Origin of the sequence: Paenibacillus vulneris (assembly GCF_039543185.1) — a bacterium.
Classification (GTDB): Bacteria; Bacillota; Bacilli; order Paenibacillales; family NBRC-103111; genus Paenibacillus_S; species Paenibacillus_S vulneris.
Genome location: NZ_BAABJG010000023.1, coordinates 23,860 through 45,528, shown reverse-complemented (window position 1 = coordinate 45,528; position 21,669 = coordinate 23,860). Strand labels below are relative to the sequence as shown.

20 protein-coding genes are annotated in these 21,669 nt (G+C 49.7%); 18 read left to right on the top strand and 2 right to left on the bottom strand.

Features of this window, described 5'->3' with window-relative positions; all coding sequences use genetic code 11:
* The first annotated feature begins 10 nt into the window (after positions 1-10).
* The 7 genes from ABEA66_RS21500 to ABEA66_RS21470 all read left to right on the top strand — a co-directional run bounded on the left by ABEA66_RS21500 (position 11) and on the right by ABEA66_RS21470 (position 7,708).
* Positions 11-1,786 carry a 2-oxoacid:acceptor oxidoreductase subunit alpha gene (locus ABEA66_RS21500; protein ID WP_345590633.1) on the top strand — a complete coding sequence of 592 codons (1,776 nt, stop codon included), beginning with the start codon at positions 11-13 and terminating at the stop codon, positions 1,784-1,786.
* A 174-nt stretch (positions 1,787-1,960) separates the two neighbouring features.
* Complete coding sequence (locus ABEA66_RS21495; protein WP_345590631.1) at positions 1,961-2,431, top strand: hypothetical protein; 471 nt, start codon at positions 1,961-1,963, stop codon at positions 2,429-2,431.
* A gap of 159 nt (positions 2,432-2,590) precedes the next feature.
* Positions 2,591-3,253 carry a YdeI/OmpD-associated family protein gene (locus ABEA66_RS21490; RefSeq protein WP_345590629.1) on the top strand — a complete coding sequence of 221 codons (663 nt, stop codon included), beginning with the start codon at positions 2,591-2,593 and terminating at the stop codon, positions 3,251-3,253.
* Positions 3,254-3,352: 99 nt separating this feature from the next.
* Positions 3,353-4,789 carry an aldehyde dehydrogenase family protein gene (locus tag ABEA66_RS21485; protein WP_345590706.1) on the top strand — a complete coding sequence of 479 codons (1,437 nt, stop codon included), beginning with the start codon at positions 3,353-3,355 and terminating at the stop codon, positions 4,787-4,789.
* Between the two features lie 124 nt (positions 4,790-4,913).
* Complete coding sequence (locus tag ABEA66_RS21480) at positions 4,914-5,960, top strand: ABC transporter substrate-binding protein (RefSeq protein WP_345590627.1); 1,047 nt, start codon at positions 4,914-4,916, stop codon at positions 5,958-5,960.
* A gap of 70 nt (positions 5,961-6,030) precedes the next feature.
* Positions 6,031-6,909: an ABC transporter permease gene (locus tag ABEA66_RS21475; RefSeq protein WP_345590625.1), complete on the top strand. Its 879-nt coding sequence runs from the start codon at positions 6,031-6,033 to the stop codon at positions 6,907-6,909.
* 4 nt (positions 6,910-6,913) lie between these two features.
* Positions 6,914-7,708: an ABC transporter ATP-binding protein gene (locus tag ABEA66_RS21470; protein WP_079911865.1), complete on the top strand. Its 795-nt coding sequence runs from the start codon at positions 6,914-6,916 to the stop codon at positions 7,706-7,708.
* Between the two features lie 83 nt (positions 7,709-7,791).
* Here ABEA66_RS21470 and ABEA66_RS21465 read toward each other — a convergent pair whose 3' ends face one another.
* Positions 7,792-8,664, bottom strand: coding sequence for a helix-turn-helix transcriptional regulator (locus tag ABEA66_RS21465; protein ID WP_345590624.1), 873 nt, complete (start codon positions 8,662-8,664; stop codon positions 7,792-7,794).
* Between the two features lie 256 nt (positions 8,665-8,920).
* Here ABEA66_RS21465 and ABEA66_RS21460 point away from each other — a divergent pair, with 256 nt between their 5' ends.
* The 11 genes from ABEA66_RS21460 (at position 8,921) to ABEA66_RS21410 (ending at position 20,396) form a co-directional block, all read left to right on the top strand.
* Positions 8,921-9,955 (top strand): glycoside hydrolase family protein, encoded by a 1,035-nt coding sequence (locus tag ABEA66_RS21460; protein WP_345590623.1) that lies wholly within the window; start codon positions 8,921-8,923, stop codon positions 9,953-9,955.
* Positions 9,956-10,137: 182 nt separating this feature from the next.
* A complete protein-coding gene (locus ABEA66_RS21455; protein ID WP_225948168.1) occupies positions 10,138-10,419 on the top strand; it encodes a UxaA family hydrolase in 282 nt (93 codons plus the stop codon).
* Complete coding sequence (locus ABEA66_RS21450) at positions 10,406-11,587, top strand: UxaA family hydrolase (protein ID WP_345590622.1); 1,182 nt, start codon at positions 10,406-10,408, stop codon at positions 11,585-11,587. The genes ABEA66_RS21455 and ABEA66_RS21450 overlap by 14 nt, the downstream gene beginning before the upstream one ends.
* Before the next feature lie 127 nt (positions 11,588-11,714).
* Positions 11,715-12,797 carry a VanZ family protein gene (locus tag ABEA66_RS21445; RefSeq protein WP_079911860.1) on the top strand — a complete coding sequence of 361 codons (1,083 nt, stop codon included), beginning with the start codon at positions 11,715-11,717 and terminating at the stop codon, positions 12,795-12,797.
* Between the two features lie 461 nt (positions 12,798-13,258).
* Positions 13,259-14,833: a glycoside hydrolase family 43 protein gene (locus ABEA66_RS21440; RefSeq protein WP_345590619.1), complete on the top strand. Its 1,575-nt coding sequence runs from the start codon at positions 13,259-13,261 to the stop codon at positions 14,831-14,833.
* 14 nt (positions 14,834-14,847) lie between these two features.
* The gene (locus ABEA66_RS21435; RefSeq protein WP_345590618.1) at positions 14,848-15,981 is read left to right on the top strand and encodes a hypothetical protein; all 1,134 of its coding nucleotides are present in this window, start codon (positions 14,848-14,850) and stop codon (positions 15,979-15,981) included.
* 17 nt (positions 15,982-15,998) lie between these two features.
* Entirely contained in the window at positions 15,999-17,525 is a 1,527-nt protein-coding gene (locus ABEA66_RS21430) for a glycoside hydrolase family 43 protein (RefSeq protein WP_345590616.1), read from the top strand.
* Between the two features lie 198 nt (positions 17,526-17,723).
* Positions 17,724-18,128 carry a cupredoxin domain-containing protein gene (locus ABEA66_RS21425; RefSeq protein ID WP_345590614.1) on the top strand — a complete coding sequence of 135 codons (405 nt, stop codon included), beginning with the start codon at positions 17,724-17,726 and terminating at the stop codon, positions 18,126-18,128.
* 281 nt (positions 18,129-18,409) lie between these two features.
* Positions 18,410-19,396 carry a lipoate--protein ligase gene (gene lplA / locus ABEA66_RS21420; RefSeq protein WP_345590612.1) on the top strand — a complete coding sequence of 329 codons (987 nt, stop codon included), beginning with the start codon at positions 18,410-18,412 and terminating at the stop codon, positions 19,394-19,396.
* Positions 19,397-19,467: 71 nt separating this feature from the next.
* Complete coding sequence (locus ABEA66_RS21415) at positions 19,468-19,899, top strand: NUDIX hydrolase (protein WP_192702560.1); 432 nt, start codon at positions 19,468-19,470, stop codon at positions 19,897-19,899.
* Positions 19,900-19,916: 17 nt separating this feature from the next.
* Entirely contained in the window at positions 19,917-20,396 is a 480-nt protein-coding gene (locus ABEA66_RS21410) for a GNAT family N-acetyltransferase (protein ID WP_345590609.1), read from the top strand.
* Positions 20,397-20,587: 191 nt separating this feature from the next.
* Here the strand turns inward: ABEA66_RS21410 and ABEA66_RS21405 are convergent, their stop codons facing one another.
* Positions 20,588-21,481 carry a helix-turn-helix transcriptional regulator gene (locus ABEA66_RS21405; protein WP_377740620.1) on the bottom strand — a complete coding sequence of 298 codons (894 nt, stop codon included), beginning with the start codon at positions 21,479-21,481 and terminating at the stop codon, positions 20,588-20,590.
* Positions 21,482-21,669: the final 188 nt, after the last annotated feature.

Below are 21,669 nucleotides of genomic sequence, written 5' to 3'. Positions count from 1 at the left end.
GTGCGCATGCATGAGGGAACAGCTGGCTTGGAAAGTCGGAGGGCAGCAAGGACAAGGGATGGAGAGCACGGATAAGGTGTTTTCGAGCGCTTTGGCGCGGCTAGGGTATTATTTGTACAGCTATCGCCATTTTTCATCGCGAATCTTGGGTGGTCATGCCAACAACAATATTCGGATTAGTACCAAGCCTATCCGGTCCGTCGCCGATGATTTGGACATTCTCGTTGCGTTGGATCAGGAGACGATAGACTGGAATGCAAGGGAGTTAGTGCGAGGAGGGATCGTGATTGCGGACGAGTTATGGAAGCCCGTTCTTCCTAGCGGAGTGGAAGCCAGCTTGCTGCCAATACCGATCACCCGGATTGCCCAGGAGGCCGGATCCGCGCTGTTTAAAAATATGGCTGCATCCGGCGCGTCATGGGCGCTTCTTGGCCTCCCGATGTCATTACTCTATAGCGCAATAGCCCGGCAATTTGCCGTTAAGGGGGAAGCTGTGGTTCAGAAAAATATCGAGGCTGCGAAAAAAGGAGCGGAAAGTGCGTTGGCTCTTACCGGAGGCCCGCTAGAGGCATTCCGACTGGCACCAGCAGACGGGAAGGAGAAGCTGTTTCTCATCGGCAACGATGCTATAGGTCTTGGGGCCCTTGCTGCAGGCTGCCGTTTTATGCCCGCTTATCCGATTACTCCTGCTACCGAGATCATGGAGTACTTAATGAAGCACTTGCCGTCCTTTGGCGGCGCGGTGATTCAAACGGAAGATGAGATTGCCGCCGTGACAATGGCCATTGGGGCGAATTATGGCGGGGTCAGAGCCTGTACCGCTTCTGCTGGGCCAGGATTATCTCTGATGATGGAGGGAATCGGTCTTGCGGGAATGACGGAAACACCGGTGGTTATCATAGATACGCAGCGAGGAGGCCCCAGCACCGGACTTCCTACCAAGCAAGAGCAAAGCGATGTTTTGGCGATGATTCATGGAACGCATGGGGAAGTCCCCAAAATTGTGCTTGCTCCAAGCACCATTGAGGAATGCTTCTATGATACAGTCGAGGCGTTCAATCTGGCTGAACGGTATCAATGTCCGGTCATCGTGCTGACGGATCTCCAGCTTTCCATGGGCAAGCAAACGGCGGAGTGTTTCGATTATTCGCGGCTCCAAGTTGATCGTGGAGTTTGGATGGACGAAACGAAGCTGGAAGAAGCAAGGGGACCCTCGGGACAAAAGGAAGAGTCCAGTTCATTCCGCAGGTATGAAATCACCCCGGATGGGATATCCCCGAGAGCCATGCCAGGCGCGAAGCGGGGAATCCACCATGTAACCGGGGTCGAACATGATGAGCACGGGCGTGCGTCAGAGAGCGCTGATAACCGGAAGAAAATGATGGACAAACGGATGCAAAAGATGAAGCATATTGCGATCCGGCATCCTCTGACTGCCGATGCACCGTATCTGGAGCCGGATTTGCTTATCATCGGGATGGGTTCGACGATAGGCGTCATGGATGAGGCCAGAAGGAAGCTGAGCATAGAAGGGATTCGAACGAACCGCATCACGGTCAGGCTGCTGCATCCGTTCCCGACGGAGGCGCTTCGTCCTTATCTTATGAAGGCTGCTAAGGTCGTTATTGTGGAGCACAACGCTACCGGACAGTTGGCATCACTAATTCGTCTGCATACCGGCAGGACTTCAGGTGTCAGCTCCCTGTTAAAATATGACGGGACGGCCTTTTTGCCTAACGAAGTTGCTGCATATTGCAGACAGGCAGTTAAAACCGCAGCAGAGTAACATACTGATATGGAAAGTTAAGCATAGGTTTATTACCATACGATAGGCGGACAAGTAGGTTCCTGGCTTCGTTCGCTTTTCGCTTTCCATTTACCATAATTTTCATAATCCGATATAATAGGAGGAAGTTGATGTCATTATCCATATTTTTGTACCGGGAAAGGAGCAGCTTGAGTGAACGCCCATGATGAACGGAACAAGCGAAGAATCATTCTGAGCTTACAACCGAAGCCTTACAATGAGATTCTGAAGGGAATCAAAAAGTTTGAATATCGCAGAGCATTTCTCAAGGAAGCCGTAACCGCTTTTATCTATGTGAGCTCGCCGGTCAAGGAGCTTCGTGGAATTATAGAATTCGGAACCCCGATCATCGATTCGGCAGCTCGTATAGCTGCTATTGCTGAACGGGAACACCCCGGATGGGGGCAGGGGATAACCTCTTATTTGAAGGGGCTGGACAAGGGCTACGCCATACCCATAAGGTCTATTTGTGAATTTCAACCCATCGCCTTACAGGAGCTGCGGGACAAGTATGGCTTTACCCCGCCGCAATCTTATATGTATCTGGAGAGCAATAAGAAATTGGCAGATGACTTGCTTAACCGTGCAGCGGGAATGCTAGCTTCGGATCCAAACAACTGCTGACCGGGTGCTGATGGATGCTTTGGGCCGATATTTATTTTAAATAAGAAGAAGAGACGGTTCTTTGGCGCAGACGTGATTGTTTGGTTAAGATAGGGGGATAAGCAGCTCTGTGCTATACTAAGGGTATCCAATTGTCTTGTAAAAGGAGTCAGCATAAACATGGAAGCCGATCTAGTCAAAAAATTAAAGCTGCAGAACGCTGAACGAATCCTGATTATGAACGCTCCGGACGGTTATCTGGAAAGAATATCCCCCCTTCCGGACGATACGAGCCTGGATTTACAGCCGTCTGGAGAATATGATTTCGTACATCTGTTCGCAAGCAATGTGGACGAGCTGAATGCCCTAGGTCCTGAAGCGGCCAAAGCCGTCAAACAGGACGGGCTTTTCTGGATTTCATATCCCAAGAAAAGCTCTAAAATCAAAACGGATCTTAACCGGGACTCCGGCTGGGAAACGATTCACGGAGCCGGCTTCGAAGGCATTGCCTTGATATCCATTGACGATACTTGGTCCGCCATGAGGTTTCGTCCGGCAGAGCTGGTTCAGAGCACAAGTCCGCGCAGGGAGCAGAGAAGCCGGCAAACGGCAACAACGGCTAAACCAAAGTCCCGGGTACTGGAAATTCCGGAGGATTTCCAAGCAGAGCTGGAGAGCAAACCGGAGATCAAAGCTTTTTTTGACGGATTATCCTTCACGCACCGTAAAGAATATGTTCGTTGGATTACGGATGCGAAGCGGGAGGAGACCCGTGTCAGCCGGGTTCAAAAGTCGCTGGAAAAGCTTGCCGCGGGGATAAAATCTCCGTTCCTGAAATCTTGATAGTAGCCCGAAAGCTCTTCGTCCGATAGCTTGTTCTTCGGAAGGAGGGCTTTTATACATGACCAGATGAAAAAAAGGAGAGTGCCGGTTGTGAGTTCCATGCTGCGAGCAGGTTCTATCATTAATGGAAAAGAGGTTATCGGAAAGGATAGCAGCGTTCATAACGTGAAAAATCCGTATACAGGTGAAGCTATCGGAACCATCGAATATGCATCGAAGGAGGACGTCGAAGCGGCTGTTACTGCGGCGCACCAAGTATTTCACTCTGTGATGAAAACCATGCCCGCCTACCGCCGGGCTGAAATATTACGGAAGGCATCAGATCTCCTGGAGGCTCGGACGGAAGCATATGCCATTATGCTGGCCAAGGAAGCGGGTAAGCCGATCCGTGACGGGCGAGCAGAAGTCGGCCGCGCGGTACAGCTGCTTCGGTTCGCTTCCGACGAGGCCAAGACGATGCATGGCGAGCTTGTTCCAATGGATGCCGCCATCGGCGGGGAACAGCGGCTGGGGATGGTACGCCGATATCCGATCGGTGTCGTGGCGGCAATTACTCCGTTCAACTTTCCGTTGAACCTTGTCTTGCATAAGCTGGCGCCGGCTATCGCGGCGGGCAACACAGTCGTGCTGAAGCCCTCGGAGAAGACTCCGTTCTCTGCGGTTATGCTCGCCAAGCTCTTTGAGGAAGCCGGGCTTCCCTCTGGAGCATTGAATGTGATTCAGGGGGCCGGAGCAGAGCTGGTGCCAACACTTGTTACGAACCCGCTGGTCCAAAAGGTTACTTTTACCGGAAGCTCACAGGTCGGCTTAAGCATTAAACAGATGGCAGGCTTAAAGAAAGTGACGCTGGAGCTCGGCTCCAATTCCCCGAACCTTATTTTCGAGGACGGAGACCTGGATAAAGCGGCGCGCAGCCTCGTAAAAGGAGCATTTGCCTTCGCCGGCCAAGTTTGCATCTCCGCTCAGCGCATTTATGTTCAGCGTGCCGTTTATCCGTCATTTTTGGAGCGCTATATTCCGATGGTGGAGCAGCTTGTTTCTGGTGATCCGCTGCAGGAGGTAACCGACCTCGGACCTATGATTACTGAAGAGGCGGCCCTTCGTGCGGAGCAATGGATCAGAGAAGCGGAGTCCCAAGGAGCAACGGTCCTGACAGGAGGGAAGCGTAAGGGAACCATGCTGCAGCCGACGGTTCTTACCGGAGTCACCCATGACATGAAGGTTATGTGCCAGGAGGTCTTTGCTCCTATTGTATCGGTGCTTCCGTTTGATACGGAAGAAGAGGGCATACGCTTAGCCAATGACTCTGACTATGGCTTGCAGGCGGGAGTATTCACAAGGAATATCAGCCGCGCCCTGCGGATAGCCGATCAGTTGGATACCGGCGGCGTCTGGATTAATGAAATTTCAACCTACCGTCAGGATAATCAGCCTTATGGCGGCGTCAAGCTGAGCGGAACCGGCAAGGAAGGCATACGATATGCCTTGGAAGAAATGACGGAAATGAAGTTCATCGGCATTCATTACGCAGAGTAGGATGCCTACGAACGAAAAGTAAATAAATGTAAATGAATGAGAAATCATTGACGGACCCGTCCTACCGTAATAAGATAGCATTAACGCTTTAAAGCTTTCTACCTATACATAGGAGGGTCTAATAATGAAATCAGCCAAGCTTCTTTCCTTGCTCGTTGCCGTACCGTTGATTTTTGCGGCGGGCTGTGGGTCCAAACCTGCTGCGCCAGCCAATGACAACGCCGGAGGAGCATCAACACCTAGTAAAAAAGTAGTGAAAATCGGAATTTCCCAAATCGTCGAGCATCCTTCGTTGAACGCGACGCGTGAAGGCTTTCTGGCCGCGTTGAAGGAAGCGGGATATGTTGACAAAGAAACGATGCAGCTTGATTATAAAAATGCACAGGGTGATCCGACTACCAATTTAACCATTGCTCAAAAATTTGCCGCGGATAAAAAGGATCTCGTGCTTGCTATTGCAACGCCTTCCGCTCAAGCGGTTGTTCAGAACGTGAAGGATGCTCCGGTATTATTCGCCGCTATAACCGACCCCGTGGGGGCTAAGCTGGTGAAATCGTTGGATCAGCCGGGCGGTAATGTAACCGGTGCCGCGGACACGAACCCTGAATCGATCACCAAGCTGATGGATCTGATCGCATCCGACTTCCCTAAAGTAAAAACAGTCGGCGTCGTGATCAACGAAGGTGAGCCGAATGCAGTCGTCATGCTGAAAACGGCAGAAGCTCAGCTTGCCAAGCATAATATCAAGGTGATCAAAGCTGCTGTAGCGAACAGCTCTGAGGTCAAGCAAGCCGCCGAGTCTTTGGCAGGCCGGGTTGACGCATTCTATACCACATTGGATAACACAGTCATCAGCGCCGTGGAGTCCATTATTAAAGTGGCTAATGACAAAAAAATTCCTTTGTTCTCTGCTGACCGCGATACGGTGGAAAAAGGAGCAGTGGCCACCTACGGCTTCAAATACTACGACCACGGCTACCAAGCCGGTAAAATGGCTGTAGAGATATTGAAGAACGGTGCAAAACCAGGCGATATGAAGGTCACTTTCCCTGACAAGCTCGACCTGATCATCAACCAGGCTGCAGCCAAGCAGCAAGGGGTCGAAATTACAGACGCTATCAAGAATAAAATGCAAGATAAAAACAATTTGTTGAACGGTACTGCGAAATAATAACGCTTTAGAGTGACCTTCGCTGTTTCATTGCAAGGTCGCTTTTCATTCTTTATTGGAGGCTGGAAACATGGATGCTTTCTGGAGTTCGGTCGAACTCGGTTTAATTTATGCTATCATGGCTCTGGGAGTATATATTACATTCCGGATACTGGATTTTCCCGATCTGACGGTAGACGGCAGCTTCACTACCGGCGGCGCGATTGCTTCGGTCATGATCGCAGGGGGATCATCGCCGCTGTTGGCGACGGTCCTGGCTTTTGTCGGAGGCGTCCTTGCCGGTGCCTGTACCGGCTTGCTGCATACCAAAGCGAAGATCAACTCCTTGCTCGCAGGGATATTGATGATGATCGCCTTGTACTCTATCAATCTCCGCATTATGGGGAAATCCAACATTCCTCTGCTTGGCGAGGACACGCTGCTTACAGGAGTCAATGTACTGTACGTCATGCCGTTTGTCGTTATCATCGTGAAGCTCGCGCTGGATTGGTTCCTTTATACGGATCTTGGGCTTTCGCTCAGGGCTACCGGCGATAATCAGCGAATGATCCGAAGCTTTGGGGTCAACACAGACTCCACGATCATTGTTGGTGTCAGCTTATCGAACGGACTTGTCGCCTTATCCGGTGCTTTGGTCGCTCAATATTCGGCCTTTGCCGAAATTACGATGGGCGTAGGGATGATCGTTATCGGCTTGGCATCCGTCATTATCGGGGAAGCATTGTTCGGTGCCCGTACGGTCATATGGGCGACATTATCGGTAGTTCTTGGAGCGGTGCTGTACCGCTTGATCGTCGCATTGGCGCTTCGGGTCGGACTGGAAGCTACGGACATGAAGCTGATGACGGCACTTATCGTTATTGTTGCGTTGGCACTGCCTATGGTCCGTAAACGGTTTAAACAAAAGGCGCTCATTCGGAAGCGGACCAGCCAGCTGGAGGGAGAGTGACATCATGCTTAATCTGGAAAAAGTGTCAAAGCTGTTTAATCCCGGAACCCCGGATGAGAAGGTGGCTCTGTCCAATATTCAGCTGAATATGAAGGAAGGCGACTTCGTTACCGTCATTGGGAGCAATGGTGCGGGTAAGTCGACGTTAATGAACATCATTTCCGGTGTTATGATACCGGACAAAGGCACGGTCAAGATCGCCGGTCAAGCCGTGGAAAACGTACCTGAGCACAAACGGGCCAAATGGATCGGACGGGTCTTTCAGGACCCGATGGCGGGAACGGCTCCAACCATGACGATTCAGGAGAACATGGCGATTGCTTATGCAAGGAACAAAACAAGAGGGCTTGGCTTCGGCGTCACCTCCAAGAAAAAGGCGATGTTCGCGGAGCAGCTGAGCCGACTGGGCCTGAATCTGGAAAACCGGATGAATGCGAAGGTGGGCCTGCTCTCAGGCGGTGAGCGGCAAGCGCTGAGCTTGCTGATGGCAACCTTCACGGAGCCGCGCATTTTGCTGCTCGATGAGCATACGGCCGCATTGGACCCGTCCCGTGCCGAACTGATCACGAGATTAACACAGCAGATCGTGCAGGAAATGCACTTAACGACTCTTATGGTGACTCATAACATGGAGCAGGCTATCCGTCTCGGCAACCGGTTGATTATGATGGACAAAGGCAAAATCATTCTGGATGTGCCGGAGGAAGAGAAGAAGGGCCTGACCGTAGAACGGCTGCTCAGGGAATTCGAGCGCATTCGCGGAGAAAAATTTGTAGACGACCGTGTCGTCCTTGGATAAATAGCTAAAGCGCACTATCTGATCTGATGGATCAGGAGTGCGCTTTTTTTGGTATACTGCTCCCAGCATAGGGCTTGAACTTGTTAAGAAAGGCTGTGCAAATAGCCTGAACGATATTTTGCCGGCGAGATGCCCGTATGCTGCCTGAACATGCGCAAAAAATAATTGTAATCGGTGAACCCGACCTGCATAACGATCTCCTTAAGCGGCAAATCCGTATTGTGAAGCAACAACTTGGCCCGCTCGATCTTGATTCGGTTCGCATATTGCAGCGGCGTCAAGCCGGTATGCTTCTTCAAGCATTTGGACAGGTAATCGATGTGAAAATTGAAATGTCCCGACAGGTCATCCAGCCGGAACGGCCTATCGCTGGACATATAGAGGTAGTTAATGATCTGCTCGCTAAGCTTCTGGCTTCTTGAGATGGTTTGGGTTCTCAGGTTTTTTTGCAGAGCGACGAAAAATTGCCCGAGCAGCGCTTGAAGCGGCAGCTGATTTTCCAACGAAAAGCGATTTTTCAGCATCAGCATTTGATCCAGCAATGGAAACAACTCACCCGTCTCTATTGGTCCGAATTTGGGCAGATACATCAACTGAATGCCGGGCTCCAAATCCCGGTAGGTGGGAGAAGGAGAGACGGCGGTCCATTGAACCTCATTGGCTGCAACGGTACGCAGCGGAGGCTCATGCATTAAGTGCAAATAATACACCTCGGTTCCCTCCGGGCTGGGCTGGTGTCCCCAATGTCTGCGGTTAGGCTCCAATATCAGCATGCCATTCTCCGGGATTTCGTACTCGATATGATCTTCCGTCATATAAAACGCGCCTTTTTTTACCAAAATGATGTCATATAAGGGGAAGCTTCTTTCGTAGTGAACCGTGCCCTTCACTGGCTTCGAGAAGCCGACCGTCATTAGATGGGGCATCGGCGGTATCCGCAGCTCCAAGCAGTCCATATTTATCACCTGCACAACAGAATTGAAAGCGTATAATAATACGTATGTCCCCATATTGTATCCATAAGAATTCAATAAAATCAATATAAATTGAATGTAGCGTAACCAAACTTAATACTGATTTTGTGCTTAAATGGATCGGGATTTTCTATAGGCTTAGAGGGTCCTATATGCTTAAATGAAAATAGCAGGAGTTAGTTAGATGATGCAAGAGTCCCAGTGAACAAAAAAACAGATAGATAAAGGAGAGAAATCAATGTCCTTAACATTTGAGAATTTAAGCGAAAAACTGAAGCCGGCCCCGCTCAACGGCGGTTTCCGTATGGATGGTTATTGGGTATGGTGCGGTTCCGTGGTGAAAGGAGAGGACGGACGCTTCCATATGTTCGCATCCCGCTGGCCGCAGACGCTGCCTATGCACCCCGGCTGGATTATGGGCTCTGAAGTTGTGCGCGCGGTTTCGGACACGCCGGAAGGACCGTACGAGTTCCAGGAGGTGGTTTTGCCTGCAAGGGGAGCCCAGTATTGGGACGGACGCAGTACGCATAATCCTCATATTACCAAATGCGGAGATACGTATTTGCTGTATTATATGGGCTCCACCCATCCGCTGCCGGAGCCGGTTCCGGGTGAAACCATAGGCCTTGACGATCCTCGTTGTATCGTTGGCCGTGCGAATAAGCGAGTGGGACTGGCCGTATCCAAAAGCGTGTTCGGCCCATGGGAACGTTCGGATGCCCCGCTGCTTCCAACTCGCCCCGGCAGGTTCGACAGCTTCCTGACGTCAAACCCCGCGCCGTGCGTCCATAAGGATGGGTCCGTTTTGCTGGTCTATAAAGCAAGACGCTATGAAGGAAATGTACATGGCAAAATGACGATTGGCGTGGCTTATGCCGATCATTTCAGCGGCCCTTACGAACGGAGTCTGGATGAGCCGTTGTTCTCGCCAGAGAAGTTCCATATTGAGGATCCGTTCATTTGGAAAACGGAATCGGGCTATGAGCTCATTGCCAAAGATATGGATGGAAATATCGGCGGAGAGAAGCACGGCGGTATACATGCGTTCTCCGAGGATGGCAAGCAGTGGGCGTTCTGCGAACGGCCTAAAGCTTATTCCCGAACGATCACATGGGAGGACGGTACCGTCCAAACGATGGGCAGTCTGGAGAGGCCGTTCCTGCTGTTCCAGGACGGCAAGCCGACCCATTTGTTTGCAGCCGTAGCCAATGGCCCTGGCGGTTTCCAAAAGGCGACGAAAACATGGAATATGTGTATTCCCATTGGAGAGTAGGGTAAATAGAAGCGGTTGGACGAACAAGTCCGGCTGCTTTTTTTTTGCGCTGAAAAAAGGTTGAAAAAGGAATTTATTCCATGTGGTAGGAATAGGATGTACCCGTCTCGAATGTAATATGCAAGCGCAATCACTTTACAATTTGATTCAAGGGGGAATGTCCATTGTCGTACCATACGGTGATGATGAAGCCAAGTGATAACGTTGCTGTCGCTCTGTCGAATATTCCTAAGGGGGCGGAGTTGACCGTAACCTGTCAGGATCGAACCTTCCCGGTACTGCTGCTGGAGCCGATAGAATTTGGCCACAAGTTTGCGGTCACACCTATTGAAGCCGGAGGAGACATACTCAAGTACGGTGAAGTCATTGGAGCCGCTACAAGAGATATTCAAGCCGGTGAGCATGTGCATGTACATAATCTGGAAGGAAAAAGGGGAAGAGGGGATCAGCATGCCGCAATCTAATACAAGCTCCCGAAGCTTTTGGGGGTATAGGCGCCCAGACGGACGGGTTGGCGTCCGCAATCATGTATTGATTTTACCGACGATCGTATGTGCGACCCAGACCGCACAAAGAGTAACGGAACTGGTTCAGGGAACCGTTACGTTTATTCATCAGCACGGCTGTGCTCAAGTCGGCATCGATTATGAGCAAACGTTCCGCACGTATGTAGGAATGGCTGCAAATCCTAATGTATACGGTGTCATCGTATTGGGGCTAGGCTGTGAAACGCATCAGGCCCGAAGCGTTGCTTCCGAGGTACGCAAGACCGGCAAGCCTGTCGAGGTGGTTTCCATTCAGGACCACGGAGGCACTTTGTTCACGGTAGCCGAGGCGGCAAGAGCGGCAGCTAGAATGGTGCAGGAGGCATCGAGGGAACGAAGGGTAGAATGCGACTTCGGGGAATTGATTGTCGGCACCGAATGCGGGGGCTCGGATGCTTGCTCCGGACTATCCGCTAATCCGGCTGTCGGTGTGTGCAGTGACAAAATAGTCGATCACGGTGGGACCTCTATTCTCGCAGAGACGACGGAGCTCATCGGCGCAGAGCATTTGTTAGCCAGACGGGCCGTTGACGATCACGTAGCCAAAAGAGTATACCAGGTTATCGAAGCAATGGAGAAGAGGGCGTTCTCGATGAATGTGGACATTCGCACCGGCAATCCAAGTCCGGGCAACATCAAGGGCGGGCTAAGCTCTTTGGAAGAGAAGTCGCTCGGTGCCTCCAACAAATCGGGGACAAGACCTTTGCAGGAGCTCATCGATTATGCCGAGAGACCGAGCCGGAAGGGATTAGTATGGATGGACACGCCGGGCCATGATATTGAGCAATTGACAGGTATGGTTGCAGGCGGCGCACAGATCGTATTGTTTACCACAGGGAGGGGGACTCCTACAGGCTCACCGATTGCGCCGGTAATCAAGATTTCAACGAACACATCCATCTATGAAAAAATGAATGATAATATCGATTTGAACGCCGGAACGATTATTGAAGGAACGGAGACGATTGAATCGGTCGGCGACCGGATCTTTGAAGAAATTATTGAGGTTTGCTCCGGCAAGCTGACCAAATCGGAAATTTTGAAGCAGCACGATTTCGGTATTTGGCGGATCGGCCCGACATTTTAGCTGCGTTATACAGGACTTAAGTCGAGGATGATACCGGGCTGAGGACGGTTCATAGTTTTGGCATAACAACGTAAACTAGGGGAAGCTTATTTCGTAGCGAATCTAATTCATCAGGTGTTGACTTTTTATGATCGAATCCTACTTGTTTCCCATCCGTTATGCGCTGTTAACCTTTCCGGTTGTCGCCTTTTTTTTCACTCTGCCGTTTTTGATTATACAGTACCGGGTATATGGCTATGTTCATCGTTTCCGCGGTGTCGTGCTGTATTCCTTCCTGCTTTACCTGTTAACGGCGTATTACTTGGTCATTTTGCCGCTACCCGATACCATACATACGTGTACAGGGTCCGGGGATACCTATACGCAGTGGACACCATTTCGATTCGTGCAGGACTTCTTGAAGGAAACGCGTATCCGTCTGGATGAACCGGCAACCTATATCGGAGTCATCAGGGAGAGGGCGTTCTGGCAGGTCGTTTTTAACATCTTGCTGCTGGTGCCTTTCGGGTTTGTGATCCGGTATTACTTTCGATTCAAATGGGTGTTTACATGCGCCGCGGCGTTCGGATTATCGCTATTTTTCGAATGGACGCAGTGGACGGGATTATACGGCATCTATGATTGCCCGTACCGTCTGTTTGATGTGGACGATCTGATGCTGAATACAGCCGGAGGGGCCATAGGCGGCGCTATTGCCGTACTGATGTCGAGACTCTTGCCATCACTGGATCAGCTGGATGACGACGTGGACTTGAAGGCTATGCGGGTCGGATTCGTGCGGCGGTTTATCGCATTTCAGACCGATTGGGTACTTCTTGTCCCATTTGCAATGTATTTATTATATATCGGAGAACCGGTCTATTTTGCCGCTCTGATCTTTGGCTATTTTATTGTGCTTCCTTACCTGACGAACGGCTTTACTGCGGGTAAATATTTCGTTCGCATCCGTCTTCGCGGCCGGGGGGAGGACATCAAGTTCAATGAGCTGCTGATACGCTACGGACTGTTATATTTTGTTATCGGCGGTGCAAACGGTTGTGTTGCTTTTGCCGCAGTCCAGCAGCTGCAGCCCCTCTACTTCTTGCCTCTTTTATTAGCGGTAGCATGTATGGATGTGATGTTCGTAATCCATCTTCTAATCCGGGCCTATAGGCGGGACAAGGGCCTGTTCTACGAAATGCGGAGCGGGACTTATCACGAAATCAAATAATGTGCGTGTTGTGAATTCGAATTTGGTGAACACCAGCAGCATTAGACCATCAGATTCCGTTCTTGAGGACGGATTGCTTTTGGTCTTTTTGCTATTTTATTTTGTATCGCCAGAAGATTACTTTTTGATTTGCATGAAGTACAGCTTGTTTTTTTCGTATTTATTTATGATTTCTTTCAAACTTTTGTTTTGCTTCTTTGAAACTTTTAGAGGGTCATTTCTTTCGCAATAGAGATCAAAACCAATGATCTTCCGTTGTCATTTAACAGGAAAAAGCCGGCTTTGGTTGCTCTTCCCAGGAATAAAAAGGGATATTGTGGAAGACAAAAAAACGAAACTTTACGGATGTTTAAACATCAATTTGTATAGAATCGTATGAATCATTGTACTAGAATGAAGACAAGAATAGACATTTCATTTTGTGCTTATAAAGGACATTGTTCAAAAGGAGACCGTGCTAGATGAACTCGACGACATTTCGCAATCCCGTTATACCCGGTTTTTATCCCGATCCGTCCATTTGCAGAGCAGGAGAAGATTATTATTTAGTGACCTCTTCTTTTGAGTATTATCCGGGCGTACCTATTTTCCATAGTAAGGATCTGGTGAACTGGAGACAGATCGGACATGTTCTTGACCGTCCTTCCCAGCTCGATCTGGACGGCACACCGACCTCCAAAGGAATCTATGCGGCGACTATTCGCTATCATAAAGGGATCTTCTATATGATCACAACCTTTGTTGTGAGCGCAACGGGGGCGCGAAGAAACTTCTTCGTAACCGCCGAGGATCCGGCAGGGCCTTGGTCAGACCCGTATTGGCTGCCTGATGCTCCGGGCATCGATCCGTCCTTGTTCTTCGATGACGATGACAAAGTATATGTCATGGCCAACCGTCAGCCGCCTTCCGGACAGCAGTACCCTAAGCATATGGAAATTTGGCTGCAGGAGCTCGACTTGGAAACCAAGCAGCTGATCGGACCCAAATTCAGCCTGTGGGACGGCGCTCTAAAGCAAATTCATGCCCAAGAAGGTCCTCATCTATATAAAATCAACGGTTATTATTACTTACTCATTGCGGAAGGAGGGACCGGATATACCCATTCAGTCACGATAGCGAGGAGTGAGTCGATAACCGGACCGTATGAGAACTGCAAGTCCAATCCGATCTTAACTCATCGTCATCTGGGCAGAAGCTACCCTATCGTTAACGTCGGACATGCGGATATCGTAAAGACGCAGAACGGGGAATGGTGGATGGTATGCCTTGCATCGCGTCCGTACGGCGGCGAGTACAGGAATTTGGGCAGAGAAACGTTCCTTGTTCCGTTCATTTGGGAAAAAGGCTGGCCTGTCGTAAACCCGGGCAAAGGGATTGTCGAAATCGAAATGCCACGCCCTAACCTACCGGAAACAAGATGGCCGTCAGCTGCTGCCTGTGATCCATTTGAAAGCGATACACTGGGGATGCAGTGGAATTTTATCCGGACCCCTAGAGGAGAGTTCTGGTCCCTTACAGAACGTCCGGGCTATCTTCGTTTAAAGCTGAAGCCGGAGCGGCTGTCGGAATGTTCGAATCCGAGCTTTGTCGGAAGGCGCCAGCAGCATATGAGCTTTGCTGCGCGTACGGTGATGGAGTTCGTTCCCAAGACGAGGCATGAAGCCGCCGGACTCGTTTTGCTGCAAAACCAGGATTACCATTTCCGATTGGAGTACGCTCTGGGAGAATCCGGTCCTGTAATCAGGCTGATCCAGCGCAAGGCGGGAGAAGAAATCATATTAGGAGCCCATTCGGTCGATGCAGGCAAACTTTACCTTAAGGTAGAGGCCATCGGGCAGGCTTATCATTTCTATTATGCAACCTCTTACGAGCAGTGGATTGCTTTGGCGGAGGATGTGGATGGAACCCTGCTCAGCTCTGATGTTGCCGGAGGCTTTATCGGAGCCTATATGGGCTTATATGCAAGCAGTGAAGGGGAAGCAAGCACGAACTACGCAGACTTCGATTGGTTTGAATACCTTCCGATCGAGGATTAAAAGGGGACATCGCCATGACAACAGGACAACAACAAATTCAAGAGCTGTTAATTGAGATGGATGCGTTATTCACGAATTTTTATCGTTGGCTCGGAGGCCAATATGACCCAGCTTCAGGCGGTTTCTATTACGCGCGGAGCTCGTTTGAAATGGAGAACTTCATTCCTGATATTGAATCGACGGCTCAAGCGCTCACTATCCTGGCACGCTCCGAACTGCTGGATCGGCTGCCCGAATCGATGAAGCAAAGCATAGCTGCTTTTTTCCAGAAGAAGCAGGATCCTGCAACAGGCTATTTCTTTGATGCAGACGAGAATATGCGTAAGGACGAGGTCATGGTCATGAGAGCGCTTGGTTACAGCAGCAACTCTCTTCGCAGACTCGGGTCGGCGCCGCTGCATCCGCTTCCGCATCAAATGATCACCCGTCCAGAGCATTTAAGTACCCCGGAAACGTACGTTGCGTGGCTTAAGAAGGTGGATTTGCGCAACAGCTGGAGAGGCTGCGATTTCATGGGGACACCGAACCATCATATAGCTAAGATGGAAGAGGAGGAGCGGAATCGGTTTATTGAAGCGGGTAAAGCTTATTTTGCCTCCATTCAAGACCCGGAAACAGGCTTATGGGGCGAAGGCAACCGGTATATTCGCATATCCGGGACGTTTAAGCTGAGCGCGTTTTATACGCAATTCGGCATTCCTCTGCCTAATGTTGACCGTATTTATCAGACGATCCTGCATTGCCTGCGGGAGGACGAGGCCAGAGATATGTGCTGGATCCGCAATCCGATTGATTTGCTCGGTACGTTCGGGCATGTGCTGACCATTCCGCAGGAGGAATTGGCGGAGATTATCCGGATCACCATAGCTAATATGCGCAAGCTGCTGCGGGAGGATGGAGGCTTCTCCAGAGAAATTCATCAATCGCCGCCTGCTCCCAACGTTGCGCAGGTGAAGGAAGGGGAGTTTTATCCCTATATGCCGGCAGCCGTCCCAATCGGTAAAGGGCGGATTGAGGGAGATATGAACGCCGGTACGCAGGCTTTATTAATTCGCGAGTTTTGCCATAAGCTGGCCGGCATCGAGCACAAGCCGATTGATCAGGTAACGGAGACGTTTTTGCAAACGATTCAAGTTCACGGAGCATAAAAGGAGTTCGATGAACAGTGACTGTCAGAACCTACTCGAATCCTATTCGATCGGGATTCCACCCAGACCCTTCGATCGTACGTGTGGGCGAGGATTATTACATGGTCAATTCGACCTTTCAGTATTTCCCTGCCATTATTATTTCCCATTCCAGGGATCTTGTGAATTGGGAATATATTGGACACGCCATCACCAAGAGCGAGGATATTCCGTTGGCGGATTTGCCGGACTCCTACGGCATCTGGGCTCCTGATATCTCTTATCACAACGGTGTGTTCACGATTATGGCCACCCTGCGGCTGCATGGGTCCGGCCGCCACAATATTCTTATGACATCGGACAAGCCGGAGGGGCCGTACTCCAAGCCTGTCATTATCAATGAAGAAGGACTGGATCCTTCGTTATTCATAGACGACGACGGCAGCCGCTATATGGTCTATGGAGGAGGCGGCGCCAAGCTGCTGAGGCTGAATGACGATATGACCGCAGCCGTAGGAGAGTCGATCTTCTTGTGGCCGGGTACGGGGAAAGCTTCGCCGGAAGGGCCTCATATACTGAAGAAGGACGGGTATTATTACATCATCCTTGCCGAAGGCGGTACCGAATATGGACACTGCGTAACGGTAGCACGTTCCCGAACGTTGACAGGTCCTTATGAAGCCTGTCCGCATAATCCTGTCCATACACAGACGGATCCGACGGCGGCCATTCAGCGCGCGGGTCACGGCAAGCTGGTACAAACCCAGCATGGCGACTGGTGGATGGTTCATCTGGCGGGCAGGCCAATCGGCGGGAACTATTGCGTGCTTGGAAGAGAAACCTGCCTGGAGCCTGTTCAATGGACAGAGGATGGATGGTTCCTGGTGAATGGGGGCTTTGGCCCCAGCAATGTTCAGGCTGCACCTCAATTAGAGGAGCATCCTTATCCATTTACCGGGTTTGATGACTTTGATGATGAGAAGCTTCCGCTGCATTGGCAGTTCGTGAGAAATCCGGATCCGGCCGGATGGTCCCTTCAGGAAAAACCCGGTTATGTAAGACTGTGGACCGGGGATGCGGATATAGATTCGATTGAAGCGAAGAATGTGCTTGTTCGAAGAGAGCAGCATCATGGATACGAAGCCGCAATGAAATTGGAGTTTCATCCGGAGGTTAACGGGGAACAGGCCGGGCTTATATGCTATTATGATACGCGATGCTTTGTAAAGCTTTGTCTGATCTATGATGAGGGACTGAAGATCAAGCTGATTGAACGGCGGGCTTCCAGTACCCGGGTTCTCACTTCGGCAGAGCTGGAGGTTCGGAAGGAACTGTATTTGAAAGTTACAGTACAACGCGAGGCTAGAAGCTTCTATTACTGTACGGACGGATCCTCCTGGGAGCTTCTCGGGGTTATCCCGGATGCTCAATTTCTTAGCGATGAAGGAACCATGGAGAAGAAGGCATTTACGGGGACGATGGTCGGTTTTTATGCCAGCAGTGGCGGCTCCGGCAGACGTATTGCCGCTGATGTGGATTGGTTCCGTTATGACGTAGTGAGATAATCGAATCCTTTTGGGGAAAAAGAGACAGCGGACCGCTGTTTCTTTTTTCTTTATGCCAATATTTGCAGTGGACCTTCGTTCTCTAGGGATTGTGCTGATTACGCCATATTTGAATCGCTCCATGAACTGTTCCATCCGATATACTTAGGGTATACCCTTTGAAGGTACGATCAAGAATATGCGGGGAGGGTGGAAGCCATGAAACGGATGACAAAAGCAGTCACTCTACTAGCCGGGCTGGGTCTGCTTGGACTATGTGCCATATGGTTGTATGTTCAAAGTAAACCGGATCCTGTAGATCCTCTTATTGCGGAGCAAGCGGCGGGATATCAGGTCGCTACCATAACCGTAACAGCTGACGGCTTCGTGCCGGACCATATTGAATTACAGCCGGGTGTTCCAGCCAAAATAAACTTTAAAAAATCGACTGGCTTTACTTGCATCAAAAATATGATTTCCAAGGATTTCGGGATGGATATTCCTTTGAATAAAGGGGACAACCTTATAACCTTAGATTCTTTGAAGCCTGGAACATACGAGTATTACTGCGGAATGTACATGTATTATGGGAAAATAACGGTGAAAGACAATAAAACGACATGATGGTTCATAAAAGAAGAATAGATGATCTGAATGGCAGGTTGGGGGCATCCTTTGGGATGCCTTTTTCTTTTGACCGACGGTCCCCGTGACGAACCACCCGATTCAGCTTTTAAGCCAAACTCCACTTTGTAGGGCAACGGCTCTTTCTCAAAATGATTCCGTATTCTCTTAGGATTTCCCCCTTTGTCGAATCATAAAGGAGCAAGAAAATTTGGCCGCGCTGTGATATGCTTATAATACATAAAGATGCTCCGTTGGGAGTTAAGGAGAGGATAAGGACCATGCTGTTTATTGATAATCAGAACATGACAGACCCGGCGCTTAATCTGGCGCTGGAGGAATATGCGCTTAGAAACCTGCCTATAGAAAATGACTATTTGCTGTTCTACATCAATGAGCCTTCTATTATTATAGGGAAAAATCAAAATACGACGGAGGAAGTGAACCGCGAATATGTAGAGGCTAATGGGGTCCATGTCGTTCGGCGTCTATCCGGAGGCGGTGCGGTGTACCATGACCTTGGGAATCTGAATTTCAGCTTTATTACAAGGGATGACGGCAAGTCCTTCAGTAACTACCGCAAATTTACCGAGCCCGTAGTCCAAGCCCTGCATCAATTGGGTGTAGAAGCGGAGCTTTCGGGCCGTAATGATATTCAAGTAGGAGAACGGAAGGTGTCAGGGAATGCCCAGTTTTCGACCAGAGGACGCATGTTCACTCATGGAACCTTGATGCTGAATTCCCAGATTGAGAATGTCGTGTCGGCTTTAAACGTCAATCCGCTGAAGATTCAGTCCAAAGGCTTTAAGTCGGTTCGGAGCCGCGTCGCCAATATTTCCGAATTTCTTCGTGAGCCGATGACCATTACGGAGTTCAGACAATATTTGTTGAATTTTATTTTCGAGGGAGCCGCTCCGACGGAGTATAAGCTGACAGAAGAGGACTGGGCAGCGGTTCACAAGCTTGCGGATGAGCGGTATCGGAGCTGGGACTGGAATTACGGTCAATCCCCGGAGTTCAACGTCCGTTCCATGAAGCGTCTTCCGGCTGGTACGTTTGACGTGAGATTGGATGTGAAAGAGGGGGTTATCCGCGGCGCCCTCATTTACGGAGATTTCTTCGGGGTCGGGGATGCCGGAGAGTTTGCCGCCAAGCTGATCGGAGTGAAATACGATACCGAGGCCCTTCAGCAGCTGCTGGATTCTGTGGACCTTACTTATTATTTTGGCGCAGTAACGAAAGAAGAATGGCTGGAGCTGCTCTTGTAAAAGAGAACTCATAAGGATCGTGAATAAGGCGCGAGGAATTGGGCTAGCAAGCAGGACATCAGGAGGGGAATATGGGAGAGCCGCTGTTTTATGGGTCTGTTCATTTATTGTTTTATCGTCAGGAGGAGGTGCTTCTTCTTAAACGGAAAAACACAGGGTTTATGGACGGCTGGTGGAGTGTCGTCGCAGGAAGAATCGACGGAAATGAGGAGGTTGTATCGGCGGCAATCCGGGAGGCACGGGAGGAAGCGGGAATCACGATCGAACCCTCCCAGCTTAGAGTAGTTGGCGTCATGCACCGAAAGAACACAAGCTCGGAATGGGTTGATTTTTACCTGCTGGTAGATTCCTGGTCAGGTACGATTACGAACGCAGAGCCGCATAAATGCGAAGAATTAAGGTGGTTCCATATCAAGGAATTGCCAGACAACATCATTCCCTACATCAAGAAAGCGATTGAAAGAAACCATGAACACATGTGGTTCGAAAGCCATGGCTGGTGACGCTGAGGAGGGAGACTATGTACGCCTTTAGAAGCCTGAACGAGGGAGATCTGGAAACGATTTGCCAATTTCCTCAAAGTGAAGAAGAATTGCTGTACATGAGTCCGCGGTCTCAATATCCGTTAATCCCGGAGAAGATAGTGCAATTATTGCAAAACCGATACGAACCGAGTGTCGTTATGGATGTTAAGACGCAGGAAGTGGCAGGCTATGCCAATTTATATGATCTTGACCCTGCTGAATGCTCCTGTTGGGTAGGAAACGTCATTATATCGCCGGAATACCGTGGCAAGGGAGCAGCGGAATTTTTATTTGATCATTTGCTGCAAAAGGCTAAAGACAGTCTGAAGGTTCAGAAGGCTTTTCTATGGTGCCACAACACGAATACACGGGGATTGTCGTTCTATCATAAGTACGGGTTCAAGCCTGTTGATATGAAGATTATGATGCTGGGTGCGAACAGGGTAGTATCCATCCAAATGTACAAGCCGCTATGATCAGACAAAGTATGTTTTCCAAGGTTCGCCAAAAAACATCCGTTGCCCGCGAATTTTGCGGTTGCCTGGGAAATAACGATTTCCCTTAGGAGGTTCTATGTCATATGATAATATGAGAATACAAACGGACAAAAGCCGGAGAAAAGGGAAATACCCTTATTCTTCCGGCTTTTTATTAGACCCTTGCAGGCTTACATGGAATAATCACGTTCCTGCTCGATCGAATCGCTATCCGCGATCTTGTTCTGCTTCCGGTAGCGAAGCGGTGTCATTCCGGTCACTTTCTTGAAGGTAGTGTTGAAGTGGGCGACATGCTCGAAGCCTGTTTTCTCAGCAATGGTCAGCACCTTCTCATGGGTCTCTCTCAACAGCCGCTGGGCTTCCTTGACCCGAATCAGCTGAAGATACTCCCGAAAGTGAAAGCCGGTAATTTTCTTGAACACTCGGCTCAGATAGGATGTGCTTATGTAAAATTGCTTGGCAATTTGTTCGAGTGTGATGTTTTCTTGAAAATGATCATTAAGATGCGTGGCAATCTCCGAAATCTTCTGGTGCATGGGATGAGCGAACTGCAATGGCTCCTGCTTGCCGTCGGTGCTGTGCCGGTATACCTTGATGAGCAGCTGATGAAGCAGCGACTTGACATAGTCGACATAGCCATCTGCCTGATTCTCGCACTCTGACAGCATTTCCCGGATCATATGCTCGATAGCCGGCTGCTCCTTCATGGAAAAACGGATCAGGCGCGAGCCTTGAACGAACGGTAAAAACTGAGGTCCGGAAGGAACGCTGTTGGCGGGAATGAATTGCTCGGAAAAGTTAATCAGGATCCGTTCGAATTCTTGTACGTCCGAGCTGGTTGTCCGGTGCACGTCATAGGGATTCACGAGAATCATATCGCCTCTGCGGGCTGTGTATATATTTCCGTTAATGAAATAGGTACGCTCGCCCTGCAGCAAATAATAAATTTCGAAGAACGGGTGGAAGTGCGGCGTCGACATCGTCGAAAACCCTTTACGATACATGTACTGGATGGAAAAAGAGTCATTCTCGATATAGTATTTGGGTCCGAAAATGTCCGGCAATCGAGGCTCCTCCTTCGACAAAGTAATACATTCATTCTATCATTGAATGCCTTAGGATGGACAGCCTGTATTTAGTATCATTTCTCCAGGATTTGTTAACGATGAAGAAAGGCAAAAAAAGGGTTGACAAATCAAATAAAAATGTCATGATGATAATATCAAATCGATAATATTAAAAAGCGGTCAGG

What these genes read in the sequence shown, in the direction of transcription:
- ABEA66_RS21500 (WP_345590633.1), top strand. Translation starts at nt 11, where the DNA reads ATGAGGGAACAGCTGGCTTGGAAAGTCGGAGGGCAGCAAGGACAAGGG.
- ABEA66_RS21490 (WP_345590629.1), top strand. Translation starts at nt 2,591, where the DNA reads ATGGAAGCCGATCTAGTCAAAAAATTAAAGCTGCAGAACGCTGAACGA.
- ABEA66_RS21485 (WP_345590706.1), top strand. Translation starts at nt 3,353, where the DNA reads ATGCTGCGAGCAGGTTCTATCATTAATGGAAAAGAGGTTATCGGAAAG.
- ABEA66_RS21480 (WP_345590627.1), top strand. Translation starts at nt 4,914, where the DNA reads ATGAAATCAGCCAAGCTTCTTTCCTTGCTCGTTGCCGTACCGTTGATT.
- ABEA66_RS21475 (WP_345590625.1), top strand. Translation starts at nt 6,031, where the DNA reads ATGGATGCTTTCTGGAGTTCGGTCGAACTCGGTTTAATTTATGCTATC.
- ABEA66_RS21470 (WP_079911865.1), top strand. Translation starts at nt 6,914, where the DNA reads ATGCTTAATCTGGAAAAAGTGTCAAAGCTGTTTAATCCCGGAACCCCG.
- ABEA66_RS21465 (WP_345590624.1), bottom strand. Translation starts at nt 8,664, where the DNA reads ATGGACTGCTTGGAGCTGCGGATACCGCCGATGCCCCATCTAATGACG.
- ABEA66_RS21460 (WP_345590623.1), top strand. Translation starts at nt 8,921, where the DNA reads ATGTCCTTAACATTTGAGAATTTAAGCGAAAAACTGAAGCCGGCCCCG.
- ABEA66_RS21455 (WP_225948168.1), top strand. Translation starts at nt 10,138, where the DNA reads ATGATGAAGCCAAGTGATAACGTTGCTGTCGCTCTGTCGAATATTCCT.
- ABEA66_RS21450 (WP_345590622.1), top strand. Translation starts at nt 10,406, where the DNA reads ATGCCGCAATCTAATACAAGCTCCCGAAGCTTTTGGGGGTATAGGCGC.
- ABEA66_RS21445 (WP_079911860.1), top strand. Translation starts at nt 11,715, where the DNA reads ATGATCGAATCCTACTTGTTTCCCATCCGTTATGCGCTGTTAACCTTT.
- ABEA66_RS21440 (WP_345590619.1), top strand. Translation starts at nt 13,259, where the DNA reads ATGAACTCGACGACATTTCGCAATCCCGTTATACCCGGTTTTTATCCC.
- ABEA66_RS21435 (WP_345590618.1), top strand. Translation starts at nt 14,848, where the DNA reads ATGACAACAGGACAACAACAAATTCAAGAGCTGTTAATTGAGATGGAT.
- ABEA66_RS21425 (WP_345590614.1), top strand. Translation starts at nt 17,724, where the DNA reads ATGAAACGGATGACAAAAGCAGTCACTCTACTAGCCGGGCTGGGTCTG.
- lplA (WP_345590612.1), top strand. Translation starts at nt 18,410, where the DNA reads ATGCTGTTTATTGATAATCAGAACATGACAGACCCGGCGCTTAATCTG.
- ABEA66_RS21415 (WP_192702560.1), top strand. Translation starts at nt 19,468, where the DNA reads ATGGGAGAGCCGCTGTTTTATGGGTCTGTTCATTTATTGTTTTATCGT.
- ABEA66_RS21410 (WP_345590609.1), top strand. Translation starts at nt 19,917, where the DNA reads ATGTACGCCTTTAGAAGCCTGAACGAGGGAGATCTGGAAACGATTTGC.